Below are 21,006 nucleotides of genomic sequence, written 5' to 3'. Positions count from 1 at the left end.
CATTCTCCTAAAAGGCACCCACATCAGTGAGTGCCCTGTAATACCCCGATAAAACAAATCGGTGCGTATTCAAACACATTACATAGTTAGCTAACCAACTAACCTATGTTGCGGATTTACTTAGCTAAGAGCTGCGATAGCCGCGTCGTAGTTCGGCTCTTCTGTTGTTTCTGCAACTTGCTCTGTGTAAACCACTTTGCCTTCAGCATCGATAACCACTACTGAACGAGACAGCAGCCCAGTAAGCGGCGCTGATTCAAAGGTAACACCATAGTCATCACCAAAGCTTGAGCGGAAAGTCGAGCCTGTAAGTACATTTTCAATACCTTCAGCACCACAGAAGCGACCCGCTGCAAACGGAAGATCTGCCGATACACAGATAACTGTCGTGTTATCCAATTTTGCCGCTTCTTCGTTGAATTTACGGACAGACATTGCACATGTTCCCGTGTCGATAGAAGGGAAAATGTTTAATACCACATTTTTTCCTGCAAGCTCAGACAGTGTTACTTCACCCAAATCTGCTTTCACTAATGTAAAGTCTGGTGCAGATGTGCCTACTTCAGGAAGCTGACCCTTTGTCGTAACTGTATTGCCTTGAAAAGTAACTGATGCCATTCGCTTTCTCCGTGTTTTGTTAATATGAAATAGTGGATGTAAAACAATACTTTCGCAAATAAAAGTGACGCTTTTTAAATGTTACTTTTAACCTGCGACTCTGCAAACGCAAGCTTATGCTGCAAATGCGGCTTACCTTTTAAATATTCCCGTCTAAACACACTGAAATAATGCGCTAAGGTTTGTGCCCCTTGCTTCTGCTGCGCAAGGTCTAATACGCTAATACCAACTTCAGCAGTACAGTGTTGGAAATCATGGGTAGATTCGCGTAGTAAATAATCTGACGCTACGTCCATACTCACGCCCAACACAGGAAAGTCATGCAAGTAAGGGCTCTTCACGAACATTTTTTTTGCTTCACGCCACGTTCCATCCAAGAAAATAAATAGTAACGTTTTCCCAGTATTCAATGGTGGCGTATCAATACAACGTTCAGCTGCAGCATATTCGTGTGGAAATACCACGATAGGAAAATATTTTTCGTTACGAAGTAACGCCAATAGCGCCTCTTCTGGCTCGGTGCGCTTCCACAAGAATGCGTGGTTATCTTTAACCACATCCGCAATTAAACGACCGGTATTAGTAGGCTTATAATATTCGCCTTTGTACATCACAAACAAAACCGCCACATCAGTGCCAGCCTCAGGCTTAAATTCACAAATACAGTTTTGCGTTGGAAGCAGACACGCCTCACAGCGAACTACTTTACTCCCACGCGCGTGGAATGGACGTTCAGCACGAGATAACTCGTCTAAACGAAGTGACATAACAGAATTCAAGATAGTACGTCTTTGCCAAAATTTTTACGGATTTTACCATAGTAATTGGTGATAAAAGAGCGCAATTGTCTTATCAATTTTTTGATTTAAAGTTTGGAGAATTGGGAGTAGATAAATGGTGCCCGGGGCCGGACTTGAACCTGTGGGTAAAATATCTATATATATCAGAGGCTTATGTACGCTTACTTCTTTAAAAAAGTACTAAGCCTAGATGAGCCTAAAAGTGCCTATTCATAGTCACAATCTGGTCACAAATTTTCGGAGGACAAAACGCACTATCAGTGCAGTTATGAGTGACGTTAACTTGAAGTTGAAGTTACCTAGTCACCAGAAAGTGATTTAATTGGTTCTTGTTCCAATGATGACAATAGCGACACGACTGACTTTTTCTTGAACGTTCGGTCAAGTTTTCTTACAAAATAGGTGGAAAACGATTTCACGTTCCTATACATTCCAGTTTCATACTTAAGTATAACTAAATACTTATTTATGCTTGGTCGAGGCAGAGGGAGCTGAGACCAAATTCGCAAACACCAAAAATAATAATAATAGTTTGCTAGGTGTAACCACGCGGTACTGATTTACGTCAGTGTTTTACGCACGGATCACATTGAAACGGAATTTAGTTAGGTAAGTTATATTAGTAGTATCTGCTGTACCTCCGTACAGTAAATTGGTTCATCTATTTCATCTATTTGATCTTATTTATATATAGGGAATTATAGTTGAGGTAGATCAATTAGTTACAGCATTAATATTCTACCTTTGTGAGTGGATTTTTATTTCATATAAAAACCCCATGGAGAGTATGTTGTCTTTAACCCAAACAAACAGCACAAATAGCACAAACGCACCTTTCGCAATGATTAGTCCACTGAGTACGGACAACAATTCATTCGCACCCGATCTACTTGACACACTTGTAGGTTTACCCTCTGCTGCTCAAGTACTGTTCCTTGAAATCAAACGTAAACACAATTACGTAAATAATGTGTGTTCGTATGAATTACCTGAGTCAGTACAAGACCGTAAATCTACGGCCTACAAACTTCACAGTCGTTATGTAAGTAAGATCGTTAAAGCTGGACTAATGGTTCGACTTAAACGTGACCATCAAAGACAGCTAGGGTTAGCTACTAAGGAAGGCGTAACGTACTTCTTACTTAACCCTTACCTAGTAAGATGTAAGCAATACGCCATGGCAAACTCTATTTGGAGTGCCTACCCCTAACTAACTGACTTGTGGCTTTGCCTGAGATGAAAGCTTGTGCGGCTCCCCGCACTCTGGCGATTAATCATCAGAAAAGGCAAAGCCAATGCAACAAGTTACCAACAATAGCAACCTACCCTTATCTATTGCGGTATGGTTAGCACACGATGACTACGATCACGATAGCCGGGAAAACCATATCTCGGCTACATCACTTCTAAAGCCACTCAAACAACTTATATTAAGTAACCGCGTTGATAACGAGGCGAAAGACGATATCGTTGGACTCATCCCATCTGCGATGGGTTCGTCCATACACAACGGTATTGAAGCTGCGTGGGTTGGAAGCTATGCCAAGAACCTTGAAAAGCTTGGCTACCCTAAACGAGTGATTGAACGTATTCGCGTAAACCCATCAGCCGAAGATCTCAAAGCAGACCCTGACATCATCCCTATCTACTTAGAAGTTCGTTCTGAGAAAGAGATAGACGGATTCATCATCAGCGGTAAGTTCGACTTCATCGGTGACGGTAGACTAGAAGACTTTAAAACGACTTCTGTTTACACCTTTATGAAGGGAACCAAAGACGAAGACTACATTAACCAAGGTAGTATTTATCGTTGGCTTAACCCTGACAAAGTAACACGTGACGATATGGCCATTCAGTTCATTTTTACGGACTGGCAAGGCTCACGAACACGTGAACCCAACTACCCCAACATGAGAACAGTAGAGAAGAAATTCATGCTGAACTCATACCAAGCCACTGAAGCGTTTGTACGCAAGCAGTTAGCTACCATCAAGAAATACTGGGACAAACCCGAATCTGAAATTCCTGAATGTAACGATGACGACCTATGGCGAAAGCCAACGGTCTACAAAGTTTATAAGGACGAAAAAGCCAAACGCGCTATGAGCGGTGGTGTATTCGATGAAGATAAGCGTGGTGCAGAACGATTCGCCCGTGAGAAAGGCGCAATTGTGAAGACATTCCCAGGTGAAGTTGTAGCGTGCAGGTACTGTAAAGCTTTTGAAATTTGCGAGCAAAAGCAGAAGTACTTAGACAGTGGAGAATTACAGTTAAGAGGATAACAATGCCACAGTTTCAGATCTTCGACCAAGAGAAGATAAAGTATCACCCAGTCGCTGAGAAACTAACTCAGCACATCGCGAACTATTGCGAGAACGACACTCCAGCTTTCTTTCGAATAGTAGTCTCTTACTTCATTGGTAAGGCAGCATCGCAGATGCGTGCCCGTATCAAGCTTTATAATCAGAAGCCGTTACCAATTAACATTTACGCGATTAACCTTGCTCCATCTGGTGCAGGTAAAACCAAGTCGATGAACTTCCTAGAAGAAGAAGTATTTGGCCTATTCAATGACAGATTTGAATCTGAATTGTTACCCTACACGACTGAACAGAACCTAGCGAAGCTTGCTAACAAGCGTTCGATTAAGAATGGTACTGACCCAGATGAAGAAATGCAGGATCTGATTGCAGAGTTTAAGTCTATCGGTGCGTGGGTTAAATCATTTGACTCAGCAACGCCAGCAGCCCTAAAACAGTTCAGACATAAACTTCTATTAGCCAATGCCGGTTCTCTTAACTTTGAGATAGACGAAATTGGTGACAACCTAACAGGTAACGCTGATGCCTTTAGTAAGTTCCTAGAACTATACGACAAAGGCAAAATCAAAGAGTCTTTGACGAAGAACACGAAAGACAACACACGACTTAGTTCTATTGAAGGACAAACACCGTGTAACTTGATCATGTTCGGTACACAAAGCTCATTACTTGATGGCAGCAAAAAGGAAGAAGAATTTCTTTCCATGCAGGAGAAAGGCTACGCCCGACGCTGCCTATTTGGTTGTGAAAAGACGGTTAACCGTAGACTTGATCTTACAGCGGAAGAGATCTTCGAACGTAACAGTAACGAAGAGTCATCAGAGTTCATTGAGGAACTAGCAGAACACTTAATTGAGTTAGCTGACCCAGTGAACTTCAACAAACTCCTGTTACTAGACAAGGAAGAAGAGATCTTACGTATTGAGTATGACTTGTGGAACAAGGAACGCTCACGTGAGTTAAGTGAACACGATACGGTAAAACGTATCGAGATGGAAAACCGTGCATTTAAGGCGCTTAAATTAGCTGGCGCATACGCCTTCTTCGAAGGCTCTGCTAAGATAACTGCAGAACACCTCTACTACGCAATCGCTATTGTAGAAGACTCAGGTACAGCCCTTGGCGAAGTACTTAACCGTGATCGCCCTTATGTGAAATTAGCTAAGTATCTTGGCTCAATGAGCAGACCGGTAACACAGGTTGAGTTAGTCGAAGACTTACCCTTCTATAAAGGTAATGCCTCTCAGAAAACAGAGATGCTTAACATGGCGATCGCCTGGGGCCACCAAAATAACATCATCGTGAAGAAGCACTACGTTGATGGTATCGAGTTCCTAACAGGTGAAGCACTAGAAGAAACCAATCTAGATGCTCTAACTGTCTCTTACTCGGACCATGTAGCGTATAACTACTACAACGACACGGTGAATTGGGACAACTTAGGCAAACTCACCCAGATGCCAGATATGCACTGGATTACACACCATGTACAGGAAGGTCACAGATGCGAAGACAACACTAAAGCAGGCTTTAACCTACTGGTTATCGATGTTGACGGTGAAGCACCTCTTGACATTACAAGACAACTTCTAAGTGATTATAAGTCAGCGTTCTATACAACCAAACGTCACCAGACGGAAGGTGAAGACCGTTACCGCATTATCCTACCTATGAAGTATGGCTTGAAGCTGGACGGCCAAGAATACAAAGAGTTCATGCAGGCAGTCTACGACTGGCTACCATTCGAAGTAGATGAGCAAACCTCACAGCGAAGCCGTAAATGGCAGAGCCATGACGGTGACTTGTTCCTACAAGATGGTGAACTATTTGACCCGGTTCCATTCATTCCGAAAACCAAGAAGAATGAAGAACGTAAGCAGCGACTCATTGATCAGCAATCGCTATCCAATGTGGAACGTTGGTTCGTTAACAATACTGGTTCTGGTAACCGTTCAAATCAATTGGTCAAGTTCGCACTAATGTTAGTGGACTCGGGCAAAACTATCAGCCAAGTAGAAGCAGCGGTGATGTCTCTTAACGAGAAACTCGCTGACAAACTCCCAGAAGAAGAAATTATGACAACGATCATGGTTTCAGCGCGTAAAGCCTTCGCAAAACAAGCAGCCGCTTAAGAGTAGTTTGGGCACCTCCGTGCCCTGCTGCGCTTTCATCAATTCAGAAACAAGAGAAACTAATGTCAGAAGTTAACGATAATCTCGTACTTATCTGCGGTAAATCAGCCGTGGGAAAATCAGCGTCACTAATGGGACTAAAGAACCCAGAGGGTGTCATCTATCTAAATTGTGAAGCGGGTAAGAAGTTACCCTTTCGAAGCAAGTTCAAAGAACTTGTTGTCACTGACCCGTATCAGGTCGAAGATGCGTTTGACCAAGTAGAAGAGATGGATGACGTTCACACTATCGTCATTGACTCACTTAACTACTTGATGGATATGTACGAGTCACTTCACGTACTTACATCAACAAACACCATGCAGGCTTAACCACCCCAGGCCGTCTACTTAGAAATAAGTAGAGCATACTGATTGAATTCAGGGGAAGCCCTAACGATAAAGACGAGGGTAATCCTGAGCGAAGTTATTTTGAAATTAGATAGTTACGTGTAATAATACACTTTACTTATTGTAAGGATGTAGTACACACATGCATAAATGTATTAAAACATTACCCAGTAACTATCTACGCAATGCCGAACCAATCCGCATTTACACATCAGCAAGACCAAAAGGATCTTTAAGATCAGCAGTTGTTCTAGCATGTAAACAGTGTGGACAAGAGTTCATAAGAACACGTATTCAAGCCATAAGGACACAGCAAGCTACTTGTTCTGCATCATGCAGAGGAAAGTATAAAGCTGCACAAAGCTACGGTGGAGAAAGTAACCCACTGTATTCCAGATGGTTATCAATGACCCAGAGAGTCACCAACCCTAACAGTACCAATTACCAAAACTACGGTGGCAGAGGCATTGAAATTAGAGATGGGTTAAATGACTTTAAAACATACGTAGAATACGTTTCATCATTGCCAGGTTATGATGAGAGTAAGTTAAGTAATTCTTTTCAACTGGATCGTATAGATAATGATGGCCACTACGAGATAGGCAACCTTAGATGGGTTGATCAATCAATAAACGTAGCCAACCAAAGACATACGAGCAAAAAAACAAGCAACAAGTACACAGGCGTTAACTGGAGTAAAACACACAACAAGTGGGTTGCCAGAATAACATTAAAAGGTAAACAGCTATTGAGTTCTACTCATGACTCAGAAGAATCTGCACTTATTGCTAGAAACCAGTTTATAAAAGACAACAACTTACCTCACCAAATACAACCTATTTCAAAATAAAACGTGCAACGACTATCTCCAATGGGAGAGTAGGATGCAAGCTATTGGCATTCGAAGCGGTCAGCACCTTACCAAGTAAAGTTGAAGGTGAAGATATAGTCTCATCTGCGTGGAAAACACGCAGCAGTTCATAAAAGAACGGGTTAAGGAGTAGCGTCCTTAACTGAAGATACCCCATGTGGGGTGAGTACACGCAGTTCTTCAAACGAATCATGCAGCAAAAAGTAGCAGCATCATCGAAGAACGTTATCTTCCTAGCGCACGTTGTTGACCAGCTCAACGAAGGCGAAATGGTTACTGAAACGAAAGTACCAGCCAAAGGCGCCATCAAGAACCAAGGTGTTGAAAGTTACTTCTCATGCGTGGTTTACGCCAAGAAGAAGAAACTGAAAGACCTCACCGATTTCGAAAGCGAAATGCTTGAAATCACACCGGAAGACGAAGCACTCGGCTTCAAATATGTCTACCAAACCAAACTAACTAAAGACGCGGTAAACGAACGCATCCGTGGGCCAATGGGCTTATGGGACCAGAACGAAACGTTTATCGATAACAATGCGCAACACGTGTTGAACCGTCTTGTTGAATACTACGGCTAAAGAGTAAGGAGAAAATACCAATGAGCCTAATGAACAACCTTAAAACTAAAAAGAACATCGCCACTGACGAAGACCGTATTGGTGGCGGATTCTCACTATTCGACACAGGCCTAGTGGCCGGTGTCATCAAGTACGCATACATCTCTGTAGCGAAATCAGGTGCAATGGCACTTAACGTACAGGTAGAAGCTGACGGCAAAAGCCACACTCAAACTGAGTACATGACCTCTGGTGAAGAGAAAGGTTGCAGCAACACCTACACAGACAAGGACGGTAACGAAAAGTACCTTCCAGGTTTCATCTTCGCTAACTCACTAGCGCTTCTAGCAACAGCAGAAGAAATTGCTGATCTCGACATTGAAGAGAAAGTAATCAAGCTTTACAGCTACGAAGAGAAGAAAGAAGTACCTACCAAGGTAAACATGATCATGGACTTGGTTGGCAAAGACGTTAAATTCCTTATCGAAAAGCAGCTTGTAGACAAGCGCGTTAAAAACGATGAAGGTAAGTACGTTGCGTCAGGCGAAACACGCGAACAGAACGCTATCGTTAAGTGGGTACGCCCGCGTGACAACATGACCGTGACAGAAATCCAAGCTGAAGCGGAAGAAGCAGTCCACGTTGATACATGGCTTGAGAAGTTCAAAGGCGAAGTTATCAACCGCGCTAAAGGTGCTGAAAAGACCGGTGCTAAATCAGGTGCGCCAGCAAAAGGTGGCGCAGGTTCATCAGCCAAAGGTGGCGTGAAGTCATTATTTAAGTAAATGATTCTAGCCGGTATCGACCCAAGCCTACGGAACTTTGGGATGGTAAAAGGTCACTTTGAAGTAAATCAAGGTGACTTTGGCTTAGATGAAATCAAACTAATCGAAACGTCATCGGATAATAAAAATAAAACTGTTCGTAAGAACAGCGATGACCTTCGACGTGCAAGGGAAATCCATGAAGGCATGTCGACATTCTTAAAGGGTGTCAACATAGCCTTTGTGGAGATACCCATTGGTTCACAAAGTTCACGGGCCATGACCTCATACGGTATCTGTATCGGGTTACTGGCCAGCCTTAAAGTTCCACTTATTCAAGTCACTCCGTCAGAAGTCAAACTCGCTGCTGTAGGCAACAAGAACGCCTCTAAGCAGATGATGATTGATTGGGCAACTGACACCTTCCCTGAAGCTAACTGGTTCTCTCACAAGCGTGGTGGGAACGTACACTACACAGGGAAGAACGAGCACGTTGCAGACGCACTAGCAGCCATATTTGCAGGCGCACGGACTGACACCTTTCAACAACTACTCGCATTTCAGAAGAAGATAGCGTAATGAAAATTGTATTCGAAGAAAAAGATATTAATGAGATCTTGACGCAACACGTTAAGGCTCAAAACATGCTAGGCCTTGCTGACAAAGACTTCAGCATTGAACTAGAAATTGACGGTGACTCTGTATCAGCAAACCTAGATACGGACGTAGCAGCCCTTGTAGGTGGCGAACCTACTAAGAAATCTGCACCTAAGAAGCGCAGAACTAAAGCTGCCACTAAAAAAGAAGAGTCAGTAACTGAAGAAGCCCCTGCCGAAAAGCCAGCGGAAGATAACGTTACTCCGCTTTCTAAGAAAGTAGAAGCAGAGCCAGAAGTGGTTGAGCCGGACCCAGTTGAAGAAGAAGAGGAAGTCGAAGAAGACAAACCTCCATTCAAAACAGATGAAGAAGAAGAAGCATTAGTCAAAGCTAACAGCAAACCTCGCAAGTCGTTGTTCGTTTAATGTTTCGTAAACTCTTCATCCTAATGAAGGCAATCGCAATAGTTATCGGTTTGGCATTGCTGACAGGTATTGTGATCGCTACTTCATACTTTCTGGGCATATTATTAAGCGTAGCCGGTGTAGTAGCCGTAATCGCTTTTATCGTTGTAGCGATATACTCAGAAAGCAAGAAGAAGACCGAGTAGCTACAACATTCTCCTTACCAAGCCCCCAATATGGGGGCTTTTTTGAGCATAAAACATGACAACTCGTAGACCATTTACCCCCGCAGAAGACAACGTAGTAATGAACCTTATTGAGAACTGGAACTACCGTTACCAAGACGTAGCAGAAGTGCTAGGACGAAGTACAGGTAGCATTGGCAGTCGGGTTAACGTTCTTCGAAGACAAGGTTGGGCGCTCCCTATGCAAGGTAGAGCGAAAGAGCCCACAGTATTCGCACCTGGTTTCCCTATTCCAAGTTTGATGGAATTACCGGATGTTGATGAACCAGAACAATTAAAACTTGAGATTGAAGACTCAGGTTTTTCAGGCATCGGCCGTAAAGCAGTGACCTATGCCCTAGCCTTCATTGGCACAATACTCGCGGGATTGGCTGGACTAGCTTACGCAGTATAAAAGAAAGGGCGCATTGAGCGCCCCCTGATGTTTAAAGAATTTCTGCTACTGCTTGCAGCGGCAATGGTTCGTCCCAAGCATCTAAACCACTTGAGATAGGGTTAGTAATCTTATCGAAGATAGTACTACTTAGTACTGTCTCCACTGGTGATGTTAGCGCATTGTCTAGCGTCATCATTAGAGAAAGTATTGTACTCGCTGGCTTCTCAGCGAATGTAGACCATACCGGACGTAGAATACGTAGGTAATACTTACTGAACATCAATAACCCGTGGTCGTTAAGCCACTGAAGCTGTGGACTGGTAGGAATATCGTAGTTAACGAAGTGTTCGCTGACCGTATTCAACGCAGTCTGATCATCCAGCTTTTCAGGCGCCATTTCAGTTAAGTACTCAAACATGGCAAAACGTGCAGCAAAGTCAGACATCTGAATAGGTTGGTTCATCATCTTATATAGTTGCGTGTCTTGCGTAACATACAGGTATTTGCCCAGTTTATTTAGCGGTCCTACTCGCTTCGCATCGGACCACTCATCAATCTTACGTGCGGCCTTGCTCTTAAAGCTAAACGGATCTTGCGTGTTATCGATATCTTCTACGATAGTCTGGAACAAGCCAGCTTCCATTAGCTTATGTACTGGGCTAGTGGCCATTAGTGTTTGTAGCTTGTTAGCCTCATTACGGAACTTGCTGTACTGTTCAGAACCTGAATCCAAGATAGCCATTTCACGCTCTACTTCGTAGGCACGTTGACGTAGCTTGTTGTACTTAGCTGCTTCACGATAGCCTCGCACGCTGCCGCTAAACGCTTGGCGTACTGGTATATCGTTACCAAGTAGGTGTAGGAAGTTACTAACGATGTTGAACATGGTAGTCCAAAGGTTCTTAACAACTACGTTGTCCTTGATGATGCCAGTAGCAACAGCAAAACCATCTTCACCTTTCTTGATACCGCGAATTAGTGCGCTGATCTGGTCAGGCTTAAGCATGTTCTCCAAACCTTTACGGACAAGACTAGTAATCATGCCTTGCGCATCCCGATCAGTTTTGAAGATATCGGATAGACTTGGTTTACGGAAACCCAGTGTCGCGTGCAGCAGCTCGCGCTTGATAGGCAGGCTAAGGCCCGTAGATTCACGAATGTACATTTGTGTGTCGTGCGGTAACAGCGCCCAGTATTCACGTAGGTACGCAGATTCTGCAGCCGGGCCAATATGTACATAATCCGCTGAATCTCTATCAGGGTCATTGTTGTACTGCTCTACTAGCGTATCAACCACAGCGCGGTTACGTTCACGAGTGCTTCGCTTATCGACTACATTGCCCTGCATTATAGCTAGTGCCTCAACAGCGTTGTAACGCTTCTGAAGGCTGGTAGCACGCAATGCTTCTGACATTTCGTAACGGAAAGTCTTGATTGTACCGTCATTGTGGAAAGTCGGGATCATCATCGGACCTGCATCAGCCTCAACTTTGCGTGGGTCAAAGTTAGGGTCACTGATACGTGCAAGTGCATTCTTACGAGCCGTACCGATGATACCGCCCAAGATCTTATGCTTGTCCTTATACGTGATTGGCTGCTCTGCTTTTTCCATAGAGTCAATCCACTCAGTACCTTTCATAGCCCCTGCCGTAAATGACATTGTACCTGTCACTCTTCGAGCCATACCGCCATCTTCAATTGCGAACAATAGAAGGCCTTTTGAAGAGTCTAGTCGCTCATCGCGACCAACAGCCCCAACTAACTTATAGCCTTGTTTATATAAGGACTCAGCTTTCGCGCTCCCAGGTAAAGCATAGTCATGGGTGATATGTGGGTTAACTGACTCAGGTGTGTAACCTTTTGTCATTTGCGTTACTTCACCATCAAAGTTCGCTTCAAGAGCGTCAATGCGTAGTTGTTCGTACTGCTTAAGCATGAACTCAACGCCGTTCTCGTCCTTTTGGTTATTCTCACGAATAACTTGTGAAGCCGCTTTCTTATGGCCTTTTGAAGTGTAAGTCATGGCGTAAAGAGAAGTAAGTGTATCTACCAGCTTGATTGCATCAGCTTTACGATCATCAGTTACCTTTTGGTTTAATCCAAACAGGTTAACAATCTGGTGAGCGTTCTTGTGTAATACATCAGAGGTGGCGTTACCCGTTACCATGTAATATGCAAGGGCTTTAGCTTGGTTGACGTAAGTAGTGCTATGCTGGAAACCAGATATACGAGATTCGATATCCTTGATTTCGTTGTCTAGCGTTGCATCGTTTGTCAGTAACTCGTCGATTCGGTTGATATCGTAACCGTTAGCAAGTAGGTGGCCGGCATCAGTAGAAAGCAGTGATTTGTGTAGGCTTTCAGAAGCTGCATCGCTCAACTTGCCTAACTTACTCTGAAGTAGTGACATCATGCCTTGTTTACCGAACTGACGTTGCTGCTCGATATCGCGATTGGCTTTACGCGTAAGGTCTATAACGCTATCCATGTCAGGATGGCCTCTACCAAATACTTCGGTAAACGCTTCGTTTAGTGGGCTAGGTCTATCTTCGTCAGCCTTTTTGAACTGCTTACGCAAGAGTTCTGTCATAGTACCAACCGTACCTGTACCTACTAATTGCGCTACGTTTGCCGCTGCCGCTATAAACGGGCGCTCAGACTCTGTACGTGAAGTAACGAAGTCACCGGTTAGCACAGAGTTAATAGCTTTACTTAGGTACTTGTTAAGTACTGTCTTACCCTCAAGGTTCTTCCTTTCCAGTAGGTTAAGCTTCTGGCGATTACGGTGATTAGTTTGAGCCATGCGGTTAAGCAACTGGTCTTGTTTAGCTTGCAGGTTCCCACCATGACGGAAGTTACCATTAACTAGTTCCTCCATACGGCCAAACAGATCCATGACAGCCTTGTTAGCGCGTGACCAAATACTTCCATTGGTTTCAGTAGTAACCTCGTCTAGGCCTTCTAGGGCTGCACGAACTTCACTTGATACAGCAGAAGCTGCTGCGAATCGTGTAAGGAAGTCAGAGGCGCGAGAGTCTACGTACTTACCTGCTAAGTCACTGAACGCATAGTTACCTTTGTTAAGGTTCTTAGTACTAAACAAGTAATCGTACTTGGCTTTAGCCTTGACAACTTCTGCCGCATCATCTTTGAAGTCAGGGTTAGGTAGGAAGCTTTCCCATGTAAGCGACTTTCTAGCTGATTCCCAGACATCAACGAGTCTATTCTTAACGAACCCTGCATCTAAAATCTTACTATCAAGTACCGCTTCCAGTTGCTCCGCAACGTAAGCTTCTTGTGGTGTAAGGTTAAACGTTGTTTGGATTGCGCTTACGAATGGTCTTGTACCGTTAGATAAGTGTGTAAGGTATTGATCAACGTCATCACCTAACGCCTCTTCCTCTAACTTAAGGTCAGCACCCATCGGACCAGCGAACACGTTTACTATCTCTTCTTGGATTGAAACCAAGTGAGATGTATGTGCGTCAGTAGTTTGGCCATACGTAGCTAGGCCACGGATAAGTTCTACCGGTGACATTCCCTGTATACGTTGAGCATTCAGGTCAATGTTAGCGTCATTGCTACGAGGGTTGGCCTTACTATCCACTTCCATTACGGCAGCAGACAACTCAATTAACTGTTTAAGTGCAGAGTCATTCTTAAGTGACTTGCCGCCAAAGAAGCCTTTTAGTGCATCAGCGAACGCAGTGAATGCGTCCAGCAACTTACCGTTACGTCTACCCTTAACCTTTGTAGCCTTTAACTTCTTAATGAAGTCTTTATTGGTCAAACCCCAAGCTACCAGTTCTTTAGAGTTCTCCAGTGCAGGTAGGAACTTGCTGTCAGTGATCTTACCGCGAAGTTCTCTTAGCAATTCATCAAGTTTTTTAACAGCCGGATTGTCAGGTTCAGCGTCTATAGTGTTTGCAGTAACTACGTGAAGTAGTTCGTGAGCCAAGGTTTCAAGGTTTAAGCTATTCTTGCTGAAGTCTGTTGACTTAAGTAACAGTTTACCTGTGCCTTTGATATGGGCGCCACGAATACCGCTCATCTTTTCTACCAACTTACTATCACTGTCCTTGTTCACAAGTTGCACTTCAAAGTCAGAAGGCAAGTTCTCAAGTAGCTTATTGATTAGGCTTACGTGGAAACCCTTTGAGCCAGTAGCAACTACAGCGGCTTTAAATGCTGAAGAGAATGACTCCCCCGCTTTCAATGCTTTCTCTAATGTAGTGGCGAATGGTGAGGTATCTTTTAAGCCAGTATCAGAAGTGTTTTCTTTTAGGTTCTTCTGTTGCATCTCCTTTGTGCGCTGCACAGTCGATGCGGTTTGTGTTGCTCCGTCTTTTGACAACTCAGGGGCTTTAGGTGCCTCGTATGTACCATTGCTACGGGCTTCATCGTTCTTATTACCAAGTTCGGTAGTAACACCTGTCCCAGGCAAATAGTATTGTTGTACCGACTCAACAGTGTTACGCAACTCACCTAGACGTTCGGAAGTCTCGATAGCCTTAGAAGTAAGGTACTCATAGTCGTTACCGCCATCGCGAGTATCTTTACCGAACTGGCTTGTAGTCGTATTCGTTAACTTATCGATAAGTGTCTTAGCTGTTGATGCTGAGATATCGCCACGCTCTTTACGTTCATTGATTTCATCAACTGTACGGTCAATAAGATCTTTAGCGTAACTGAATGGGTTGTTATTGAATACGTTGTCCAAAAACGCTCGGTTAGCGGCCTGACCTACTTCTTTATAGTTGTTAAGTCCCGCTGGAATACCATCGTGAACGTTGAAGATATCGAAGTTAGCCACTACCGGCTGAATAATTCCTGCATCGTTACCGTGAATGTTCTGAACACCAACGCCCGGGCCGATGTTATTAGCGAAGGTACGGACAGTCGCAGTTGAAGACAGAGTATTTAATGAGCCTTCAGCGTATGAACCATTAGGTTGAAGTACTTGTACCTTTACAGCGTTGTTTGGTTTGAAGTTAGCTCTGTACGCATTGCCCTTGGCTGTACGTGCAGCAACATCTTCTACTTTAACGGCTTGTAAGTCAGTCTCGTATGTACCGTCACCGTTAGGGTTCTCAACAGCAGGCATGATGTGGTGCAGCTCATCCGCAATCGCTTTACGCGTTGCTTCAGGTATTTCATCGGTCGCATCGATAATGCCTTCACTAACTAGACGCTCTTTCTCTTCTTTAACACGCATTTCGTACAGTGACTTAAATACGTCAGCGTGGTTCTTCATGTTGTCTATGTAGACAGCACGATTGAATTTAAACGCTTGGAAGTGTGTTTCGATAGCATCAAGCATCGGTGAAGCAAAATCTTTACTGATGTTGTCTTGTAGGATTTTAAGGCCAAACGTGTCGTACTCCGACTCGCGAATTTCTTCTACCGTGTTGAAGCGATTTACGTCCTTAAATACATTGAATGTCTTACCTTTCTTAGTGGTAACTAATGGCTCAATGTTCTGTAGCATGTAGTTTACTAGGTAAACCTTTTGCTCATCAGTGCCCTTAGTACCATTGATAACCTTGTCAATGTAGGTATCTAGGTTGTCTATGATTGCAGAAGCCAAGTCATTAGACAGTGAAGCCTTACCTGCACCGTAAACGTTCTGCATAAGTGGGCTCTTGGCCATCTTACGACTGATCTCTAGTGCTTTGTCCGAGAATACGTCCAAGCCAGTAAAGAAGCGTACAGCGGCAAATAGGCGCTTTGATTCAATACTATCTGGGTTGCGTTTTGCTACAACAATTTCATCTTGTAGGTACTGTTGCCAGATCTCAGCTTGTCGCTCGTAGAAGTCTTTATTACCTTCAGTAGAGGCATGTTCACCGTAGTCGCGCTTTTCATTGAAGAATATGCCGCCGGCTTCTAGTTCTTCACGCAGATTACCTGCCGTACCGTTACCGAAAATGATTGAGCCGATCACAACACCGTTGGTAATACCATCGATTTCTAACCAGATATCAGCTTCAAAGTGCTCGCGGCCTTTGTCGTTTGCTTCAAGGTATCGAGCCAAGTTAGTTAGAGCATGTAGTGAGTGAACATTATGTTTACCCTTCTCTACTGCGGCTACAACATCTTCACGTGCTGCTTTACCTTCTTCAGTCTGCGCCCATTCTGCACCATTAACTTTCAATTCGTTGATAGCTACTGCGCCCTTGTTAAACACGTTGTCTGTGTCGTTAATGATAGGGTCTAGTTCGGCAAGCGAGTCATCTGCTGTCTGTTTATCGATATCAACGTCTAAGCCTTGAGCCACGCCAAGTAAGAATGCTTGAATCTTCGGGCCGTCAGTAACGCTTACTGTCTGCTTCCAACTCTTCATGCCTACCAGAGCACGGTGAATCTTAGAAGTCTGCGGATTAATCATTTGGTTCGTGTAACCAAAACGACCATAGTTCCATACTTCCATGCCCAAGTAGAATGGAGTAGATAGGCCATTCTTCATTAGGCTTAGTTTGTTACGCCAAGTTTGGTACTTGTTCCATTCGTTAAGAAGACCATTACCTTTCGCTTCCGCGCTATCGCGCATACGCTTAGGCATTGCTTTAAGTCGGTTCTTAGATTCGATACCCAGTACACGTTCAAGTTCTGATCCTTCACCGTCATTGTCATCCACGTTTAGCATAGACATGATCAAGTCATTGTCTTGAACAATGGTAACTGCCTTTTGCTCTTGCTCTGCTGTCATTGCACGTGTGCGGTCAGATACCTGCTTTATAGTACCTTTCATAAGCGTACCCTCTTTAAGTCCTTCACCAGGCTTAAGAGATGGTTCGCGGTCTACCGTATGCGTATCAAATAAGTTCTCAATAACGTAGTCAGTATCTTCATTGGCTCCAATGATTTCCTGTACTTCATTACTCAATCCAGTGTCATCAAATGGCTCTGTAGTGGGGTCATGCTTAACAATTGCTGTGGTGTACGGGATCTTACCGATAACTTTATCAAGTTCTTCGGGGGTAAGGTCTTTCTGTTTAGCTTTAGTAAGGCCAACCTGTAATAGGACGTTCTCACGAACTTCAGCATTACCTGCTTGGATAACATCAGCCATAGGGCGTTGACGAACATCAATTAGGCCCATATCAGACATAGTGGCCACAACCATTTGACCTAGCTGCAACTGCAACACACTCATATCACGTGTTGATGCTGACTCTTCATTAAGACGAATACCTAAAGCAGATGCAGCGTTTTGACCTAACGCTTTATAAAGCATGTTGATGGGTAGACCATCTTTGGCCAATGCACCTACTAGGCTTGCAGGTACTTTATCGCTATCAGAGATATTAAAGCGGCGGGCTAATACACGTGCATCAGTATAACGTGTACCTTTAGCGTCATTAGCTAACCACGTGTATGCAGCGGCTGCTAGTCCAGCTTTGGCGGTTTCAGAGAATCCATCGTCTTCCATTAATGGTGTGTACAAGTGGAAATCAGGGTTCTTAGCAATCGCTTCTAAGTTAGGGATCGTATTAAGGCGTTCTCCAAACGCTTCTGCGAATTGTGTGAAGTGCTTAATGGCGCCCTTCTGATTAGAAGTAAGAGAAGTAAATTCTTTCGCGTAAGCCAGTACAGTAGATGGGGCTCGTTTTAATTGACTGATTAAGTTAGGAACAGCACGAACTAGCGTCTTCTTATTAGAGGGTACGAACTTCTTAGCGAAGTCTTCATTCTCAAAGGCTTTCGCAGTTCCATCAAAGTTAGCCTTTTGGCCTTCCAGTGCACGGGTACTATTACGAACTGCCTTTTGGTCAGCCTTGTAGTTCTGAATCTGGGTAAGTAGTTCACCTTGACGTTCACGTACCGCTTCATTGATTTGAGTACGTTCTTTAACAGAGTGCGCTTCTTTATCAGCTAAACCAAGTTCAGCAATGACTTGATTGGTAATGCCTTCTTTGTCAGTAAGCTGCTTGCGAAGATCTTCTATTTGATTATCAATTCGAACTTCTTCAGCACGCGACTCTTGTAGTGCCTGTTCTAGGTTTGTTTCACCTACTTCCTCGTCTGTTACCGCTTCGCTCTCAGACTCGGTGGTTTGTTCCACTGTAGGGTTACTGTCAGTTGAAACAGTACCTGACTCTATATCTTTAATTAAAGAATACAATTCAGAATGGGCTTCAGACTTGGCAGCATACTCTTCCAGGCTTTTCCGAGCATCAGCCTTTTCTTCAGGACTACCATCTTCAAGATAACCTGCTTGAACCATCATTCTATGGCCATCGCTTCCTACCTTGTTAATCAAGGTATTCATACGAGCATTGAAAGTCGCAAGCGCGTCTTCTGGCTCAGTTACCGTCTGCGTATTCTCTTCTGGCGTTGTTTGCGCCTCTGGCTGCGTTGCTTCTGTAGTTGGTTGTTCAGCGGTGTCATTAGATACAGTCTCAGTGGCTTCAGGAGTGGATGTTTCAGTTACCGTAGGCGATGCGTCAGCAGTAGCCGTAGGTTGTTCCTGTGTAGCTTGAGGGGCTGTATTAGCTGTAGGTGTAGGCTGAGTTGACTGTGTAGAAATAGGGTCAACATCTCGTTTAGCCTGGATTAAACCATCTACTTCTGTAAGGACGTTTCGTAGGGCTTCAGCTTCACGTTGAATACTTGGAGCAATGCGCGGAGTACCGCTCTTCATTTCAAACTTGTGTTCACGGGCAAGGTAATCAACGGCAGCTTGTTCTTGCTCGTTGTACTGTAGTGTGAAGTTACCGTTCTGACCTACACGCGCATAAGCACCAAGGGCTAATTGAATAGCTTCTGATTTCTTAGAGTGTTTGTCTGCAAATGCGGCTAGATAATCACGTGCTTTATTGGCAGCTTCGATGTTACCTGTACGTAAAGCATGACCGACCTTTTGACGGTAAGACTTAACACCTGATGCACCTTTATCTTTCTTGTTGTAAGTACCTTTAGACCTACCGTTGAAGATATCGTTACTAACAAGGTCAGCATTAGGAGAAGAAGACTGGATATCGCGACTTTCCTCGATAACCTTCATTGACTGTTTAGCGTTAAAGCTATTCTCTAAACGAGTACGTTCTTCTGGTGTCCACTTGTCTGATTTTAGAAGTGCTTCCATCTGCTCCACGCTAATACTATCTGGTGATATAGCATCAGTTTCCAAGATACGTTGAGCGTTCAGCTCGAAGTCTTCATTACGTTCAGTAGCTTCAGTTACACTGGTGATAGCTTCAGTTGTATTATTGTCTCGCGCAATTGCTTCAGAGATCTTGTCTCTATGCGCTTCAATCACATCTATAGCTCTACCAAGTTCACTAGCTTGTTGACGCAGTTCAGGTTTCTTCTTATCAGTGTCCTGTCTTATCTCTGCCATAACAGAATCAAGGCGTTCCACTGTAGCGTCCCAAAGACCATCCAATTGCTCAATAGGCTCATTGGCTTCAGTATCGTCAGGATTAGTCGTATCTTTTGACTGTGCTTCAAATTGGCGCGAGATAGTACTTGCGACTTCTTCGATGTCTAATTTTTCTGATTTATCTACCTCAGTGGTAGATTTTTCAATGATATCTGAATAATCCTTAGTCTCATTAGCCACACCGATTGACTGCTCAGTCCGTTGTTTACGGCTTTCACTTTCAGAAGCATTACGCTCATTTTGGGCCTTTGCCTGATTCGAGATAGTTTGTGCAACTTTAGGGGCAGCTTTAGTAACGTCTTTAGCGGTTTGAACGGCTTGACCAGTACCGGTAGTTACGCCTGATGCGCCTGCACCGATAACAGCAGCTTCAAGTACATCTTTACCATTGGTCTTGAGATCGAAGTCTTCACCAAAAGCGTCTTCTTCAATAGCTGATTGTGCGCCTTCAGTGGCAGACTCTAAGACAGAAGAACCGGCTACCTTAAGTGGACGTTTAACTGACTCTTCAGTAGCTTTGCGTTTAAGTGATTTAGTCTTTGGCTTCTTACCTTTGTTCAGTGCTTTTGTAATACCTGCAGCACGTGCAGTTACCACATCACCGGCAAAGTCTAACGCGCCAGCTAGTGCACCTTCTTGGTTAGCTTCTTCAATATCAGCTTTGGTAAGTGAGGTGTTTTCATCCTGTAACTTTCTATCGATATTGTTCGCACGGACATCATTGGCGTAGTTGGCACTGTTTATTACCGCCAATCCAGGGACAGCAGCAGATGCAGCTCCTGCCAAACTCTCAGCAGCATATTCGATTGTAGAGGCAGGGTTATTCACCAGTGACTTAGCGCCATCAACCGCAAAGTTAAATAGTGCCATTGGGTTACTGGTTAATGACTCTTCGTTTGATAAGCCAGAGTCTTCATAGGCTTTGGCGATATCCGCAGACTGTTCTTCACGGTTAAGTGGGTTAAATGCTTTGGCTACTGTCGTGTCTTTAGTGAGTGCGTTATCAATATTACCTGCTTGCTTCAAGTTACTTAACGCCTCTGCGAATACTTCGCGAGCCGTACTAGAAGAAGGCATGTGATGTGCATTTGTACCAAATTTAGGTAAGTAGAATTGAGAGGTATCAACTTGCTGGTCTAGGTAAGTACTGTCTTCAGTACTAAGGGTTTCACCGTTGAGTTCACGTTGTGCTAGACGTAAGGCTCTGTCATCCAGTTTACCAAGTAAACGGTTTGCCTCAGTGTTATTGGCTCCAGCTACAGCTTCTGAAAGGACTTGTAGGCCACCTTGAGCCAGTCGGTTAACTAACTGCTTACTCTGGCCTGAGAGCGTACCTAGTTCGCTGTTTCGTGCCCATGAATCACGGCTAATCTTCGCTCGTCTAATTTCTTCAGCAGCTATTCTGTCTTGTGCGGCCCTAGCCGTTTCAGCGGCAGCAGTCACATCTTGCGAGAACTTATCGAAACCAATTAGTTCATTTGCTCTCTTTTGGATGCGATCACGCTTCATTTGTGTCTTTTGGACACTTAGTTCATTGGACATAAGGG

At 44.0% G+C, this 21,006-nt stretch carries 13 protein-coding genes; 10 read left to right on the top strand and 3 right to left on the bottom strand.

Annotated elements, in window-relative coordinates; genetic code table 11:
- Positions 1-120 precede the first annotated feature (120 nt).
- The gene (tpx, locus tag ACX5KA_RS18945) at positions 121-618 is read right to left on the bottom strand and encodes a thiol peroxidase (RefSeq protein ID WP_014949606.1); all 498 of its coding nucleotides are present in this window, start codon (positions 616-618) and stop codon (positions 121-123) included.
- 74 nt (positions 619-692) lie between these two features.
- On the bottom strand, positions 693-1,385 hold the full coding sequence (locus ACX5KA_RS18940) for a tRNA-uridine aminocarboxypropyltransferase (protein ID WP_458731939.1): 693 nt from the start codon (positions 1,383-1,385) through the stop codon (positions 693-695).
- Between the two features lie 820 nt (positions 1,386-2,205).
- Here ACX5KA_RS18940 and ACX5KA_RS18935 point away from each other — a divergent pair.
- The 10 genes from ACX5KA_RS18935 to ACX5KA_RS18890 all read left to right on the top strand — a co-directional run bounded on the left by ACX5KA_RS18935 (position 2,206) and on the right by ACX5KA_RS18890 (position 10,092).
- Positions 2,206-2,628 (top strand): hypothetical protein, encoded by a 423-nt coding sequence (locus tag ACX5KA_RS18935; RefSeq protein WP_458731935.1) that lies wholly within the window; start codon positions 2,206-2,208, stop codon positions 2,626-2,628.
- A gap of 85 nt (positions 2,629-2,713) precedes the next feature.
- Positions 2,714-3,700 carry a hypothetical protein gene (locus ACX5KA_RS18930; RefSeq protein ID WP_458731934.1) on the top strand — a complete coding sequence of 329 codons (987 nt, stop codon included), beginning with the start codon at positions 2,714-2,716 and terminating at the stop codon, positions 3,698-3,700.
- Positions 3,701-3,702: 2 nt separating this feature from the next.
- Positions 3,703-5,871, top strand: coding sequence for a DUF3987 domain-containing protein (locus ACX5KA_RS18925; RefSeq protein WP_458731933.1), 2,169 nt, complete (start codon positions 3,703-3,705; stop codon positions 5,869-5,871).
- Between the two features lie 62 nt (positions 5,872-5,933).
- Positions 5,934-6,242 (top strand): DEAD/DEAH box helicase family protein, encoded by a 309-nt coding sequence (locus tag ACX5KA_RS18920; RefSeq protein ID WP_458731932.1) that lies wholly within the window; start codon positions 5,934-5,936, stop codon positions 6,240-6,242.
- Between the two features lie 160 nt (positions 6,243-6,402).
- Positions 6,403-7,110 carry a hypothetical protein gene (locus ACX5KA_RS18915; RefSeq protein WP_458731931.1) on the top strand — a complete coding sequence of 236 codons (708 nt, stop codon included), beginning with the start codon at positions 6,403-6,405 and terminating at the stop codon, positions 7,108-7,110.
- 176 nt (positions 7,111-7,286) lie between these two features.
- The gene (locus ACX5KA_RS18910) at positions 7,287-7,709 is read left to right on the top strand and encodes a hypothetical protein (protein WP_458731930.1); all 423 of its coding nucleotides are present in this window, start codon (positions 7,287-7,289) and stop codon (positions 7,707-7,709) included.
- Positions 7,710-7,729: 20 nt separating this feature from the next.
- Positions 7,730-8,473 carry a hypothetical protein gene (locus ACX5KA_RS18905; RefSeq protein ID WP_458731929.1) on the top strand — a complete coding sequence of 248 codons (744 nt, stop codon included), beginning with the start codon at positions 7,730-7,732 and terminating at the stop codon, positions 8,471-8,473.
- Between the two features lie 42 nt (positions 8,474-8,515).
- Positions 8,516-9,031 carry a hypothetical protein gene (locus ACX5KA_RS18900; RefSeq protein ID WP_458731928.1) on the top strand — a complete coding sequence of 172 codons (516 nt, stop codon included), beginning with the start codon at positions 8,516-8,518 and terminating at the stop codon, positions 9,029-9,031.
- The gene (locus ACX5KA_RS18895) at positions 9,031-9,474 is read left to right on the top strand and encodes a hypothetical protein (protein WP_458731927.1); all 444 of its coding nucleotides are present in this window, start codon (positions 9,031-9,033) and stop codon (positions 9,472-9,474) included. The genes ACX5KA_RS18900 and ACX5KA_RS18895 overlap by 1 nt, the downstream gene beginning before the upstream one ends.
- Before the next feature lie 240 nt (positions 9,475-9,714).
- A complete protein-coding gene (locus ACX5KA_RS18890; RefSeq protein ID WP_458731926.1) occupies positions 9,715-10,092 on the top strand; it encodes a hypothetical protein in 378 nt (125 codons plus the stop codon).
- Between the two features lie 31 nt (positions 10,093-10,123).
- On the opposite strand, the gene ACX5KA_RS18885 is transcribed toward ACX5KA_RS18890, so the two are convergent.
- Positions 10,124-20,968 (bottom strand): hypothetical protein, encoded by a 10,845-nt coding sequence (locus ACX5KA_RS18885; protein WP_458731925.1) that lies wholly within the window; start codon positions 20,966-20,968, stop codon positions 10,124-10,126.
- Positions 20,969-21,006 lie beyond the last annotated feature (38 nt).

The sequence above is a fragment of the Alteromonas alvinellae genome (assembly GCF_902705805.1).
The sequence above is the reverse complement of the archived record's forward strand: the minus strand, read 5'-3'. Positions and strand labels throughout refer to the sequence as shown.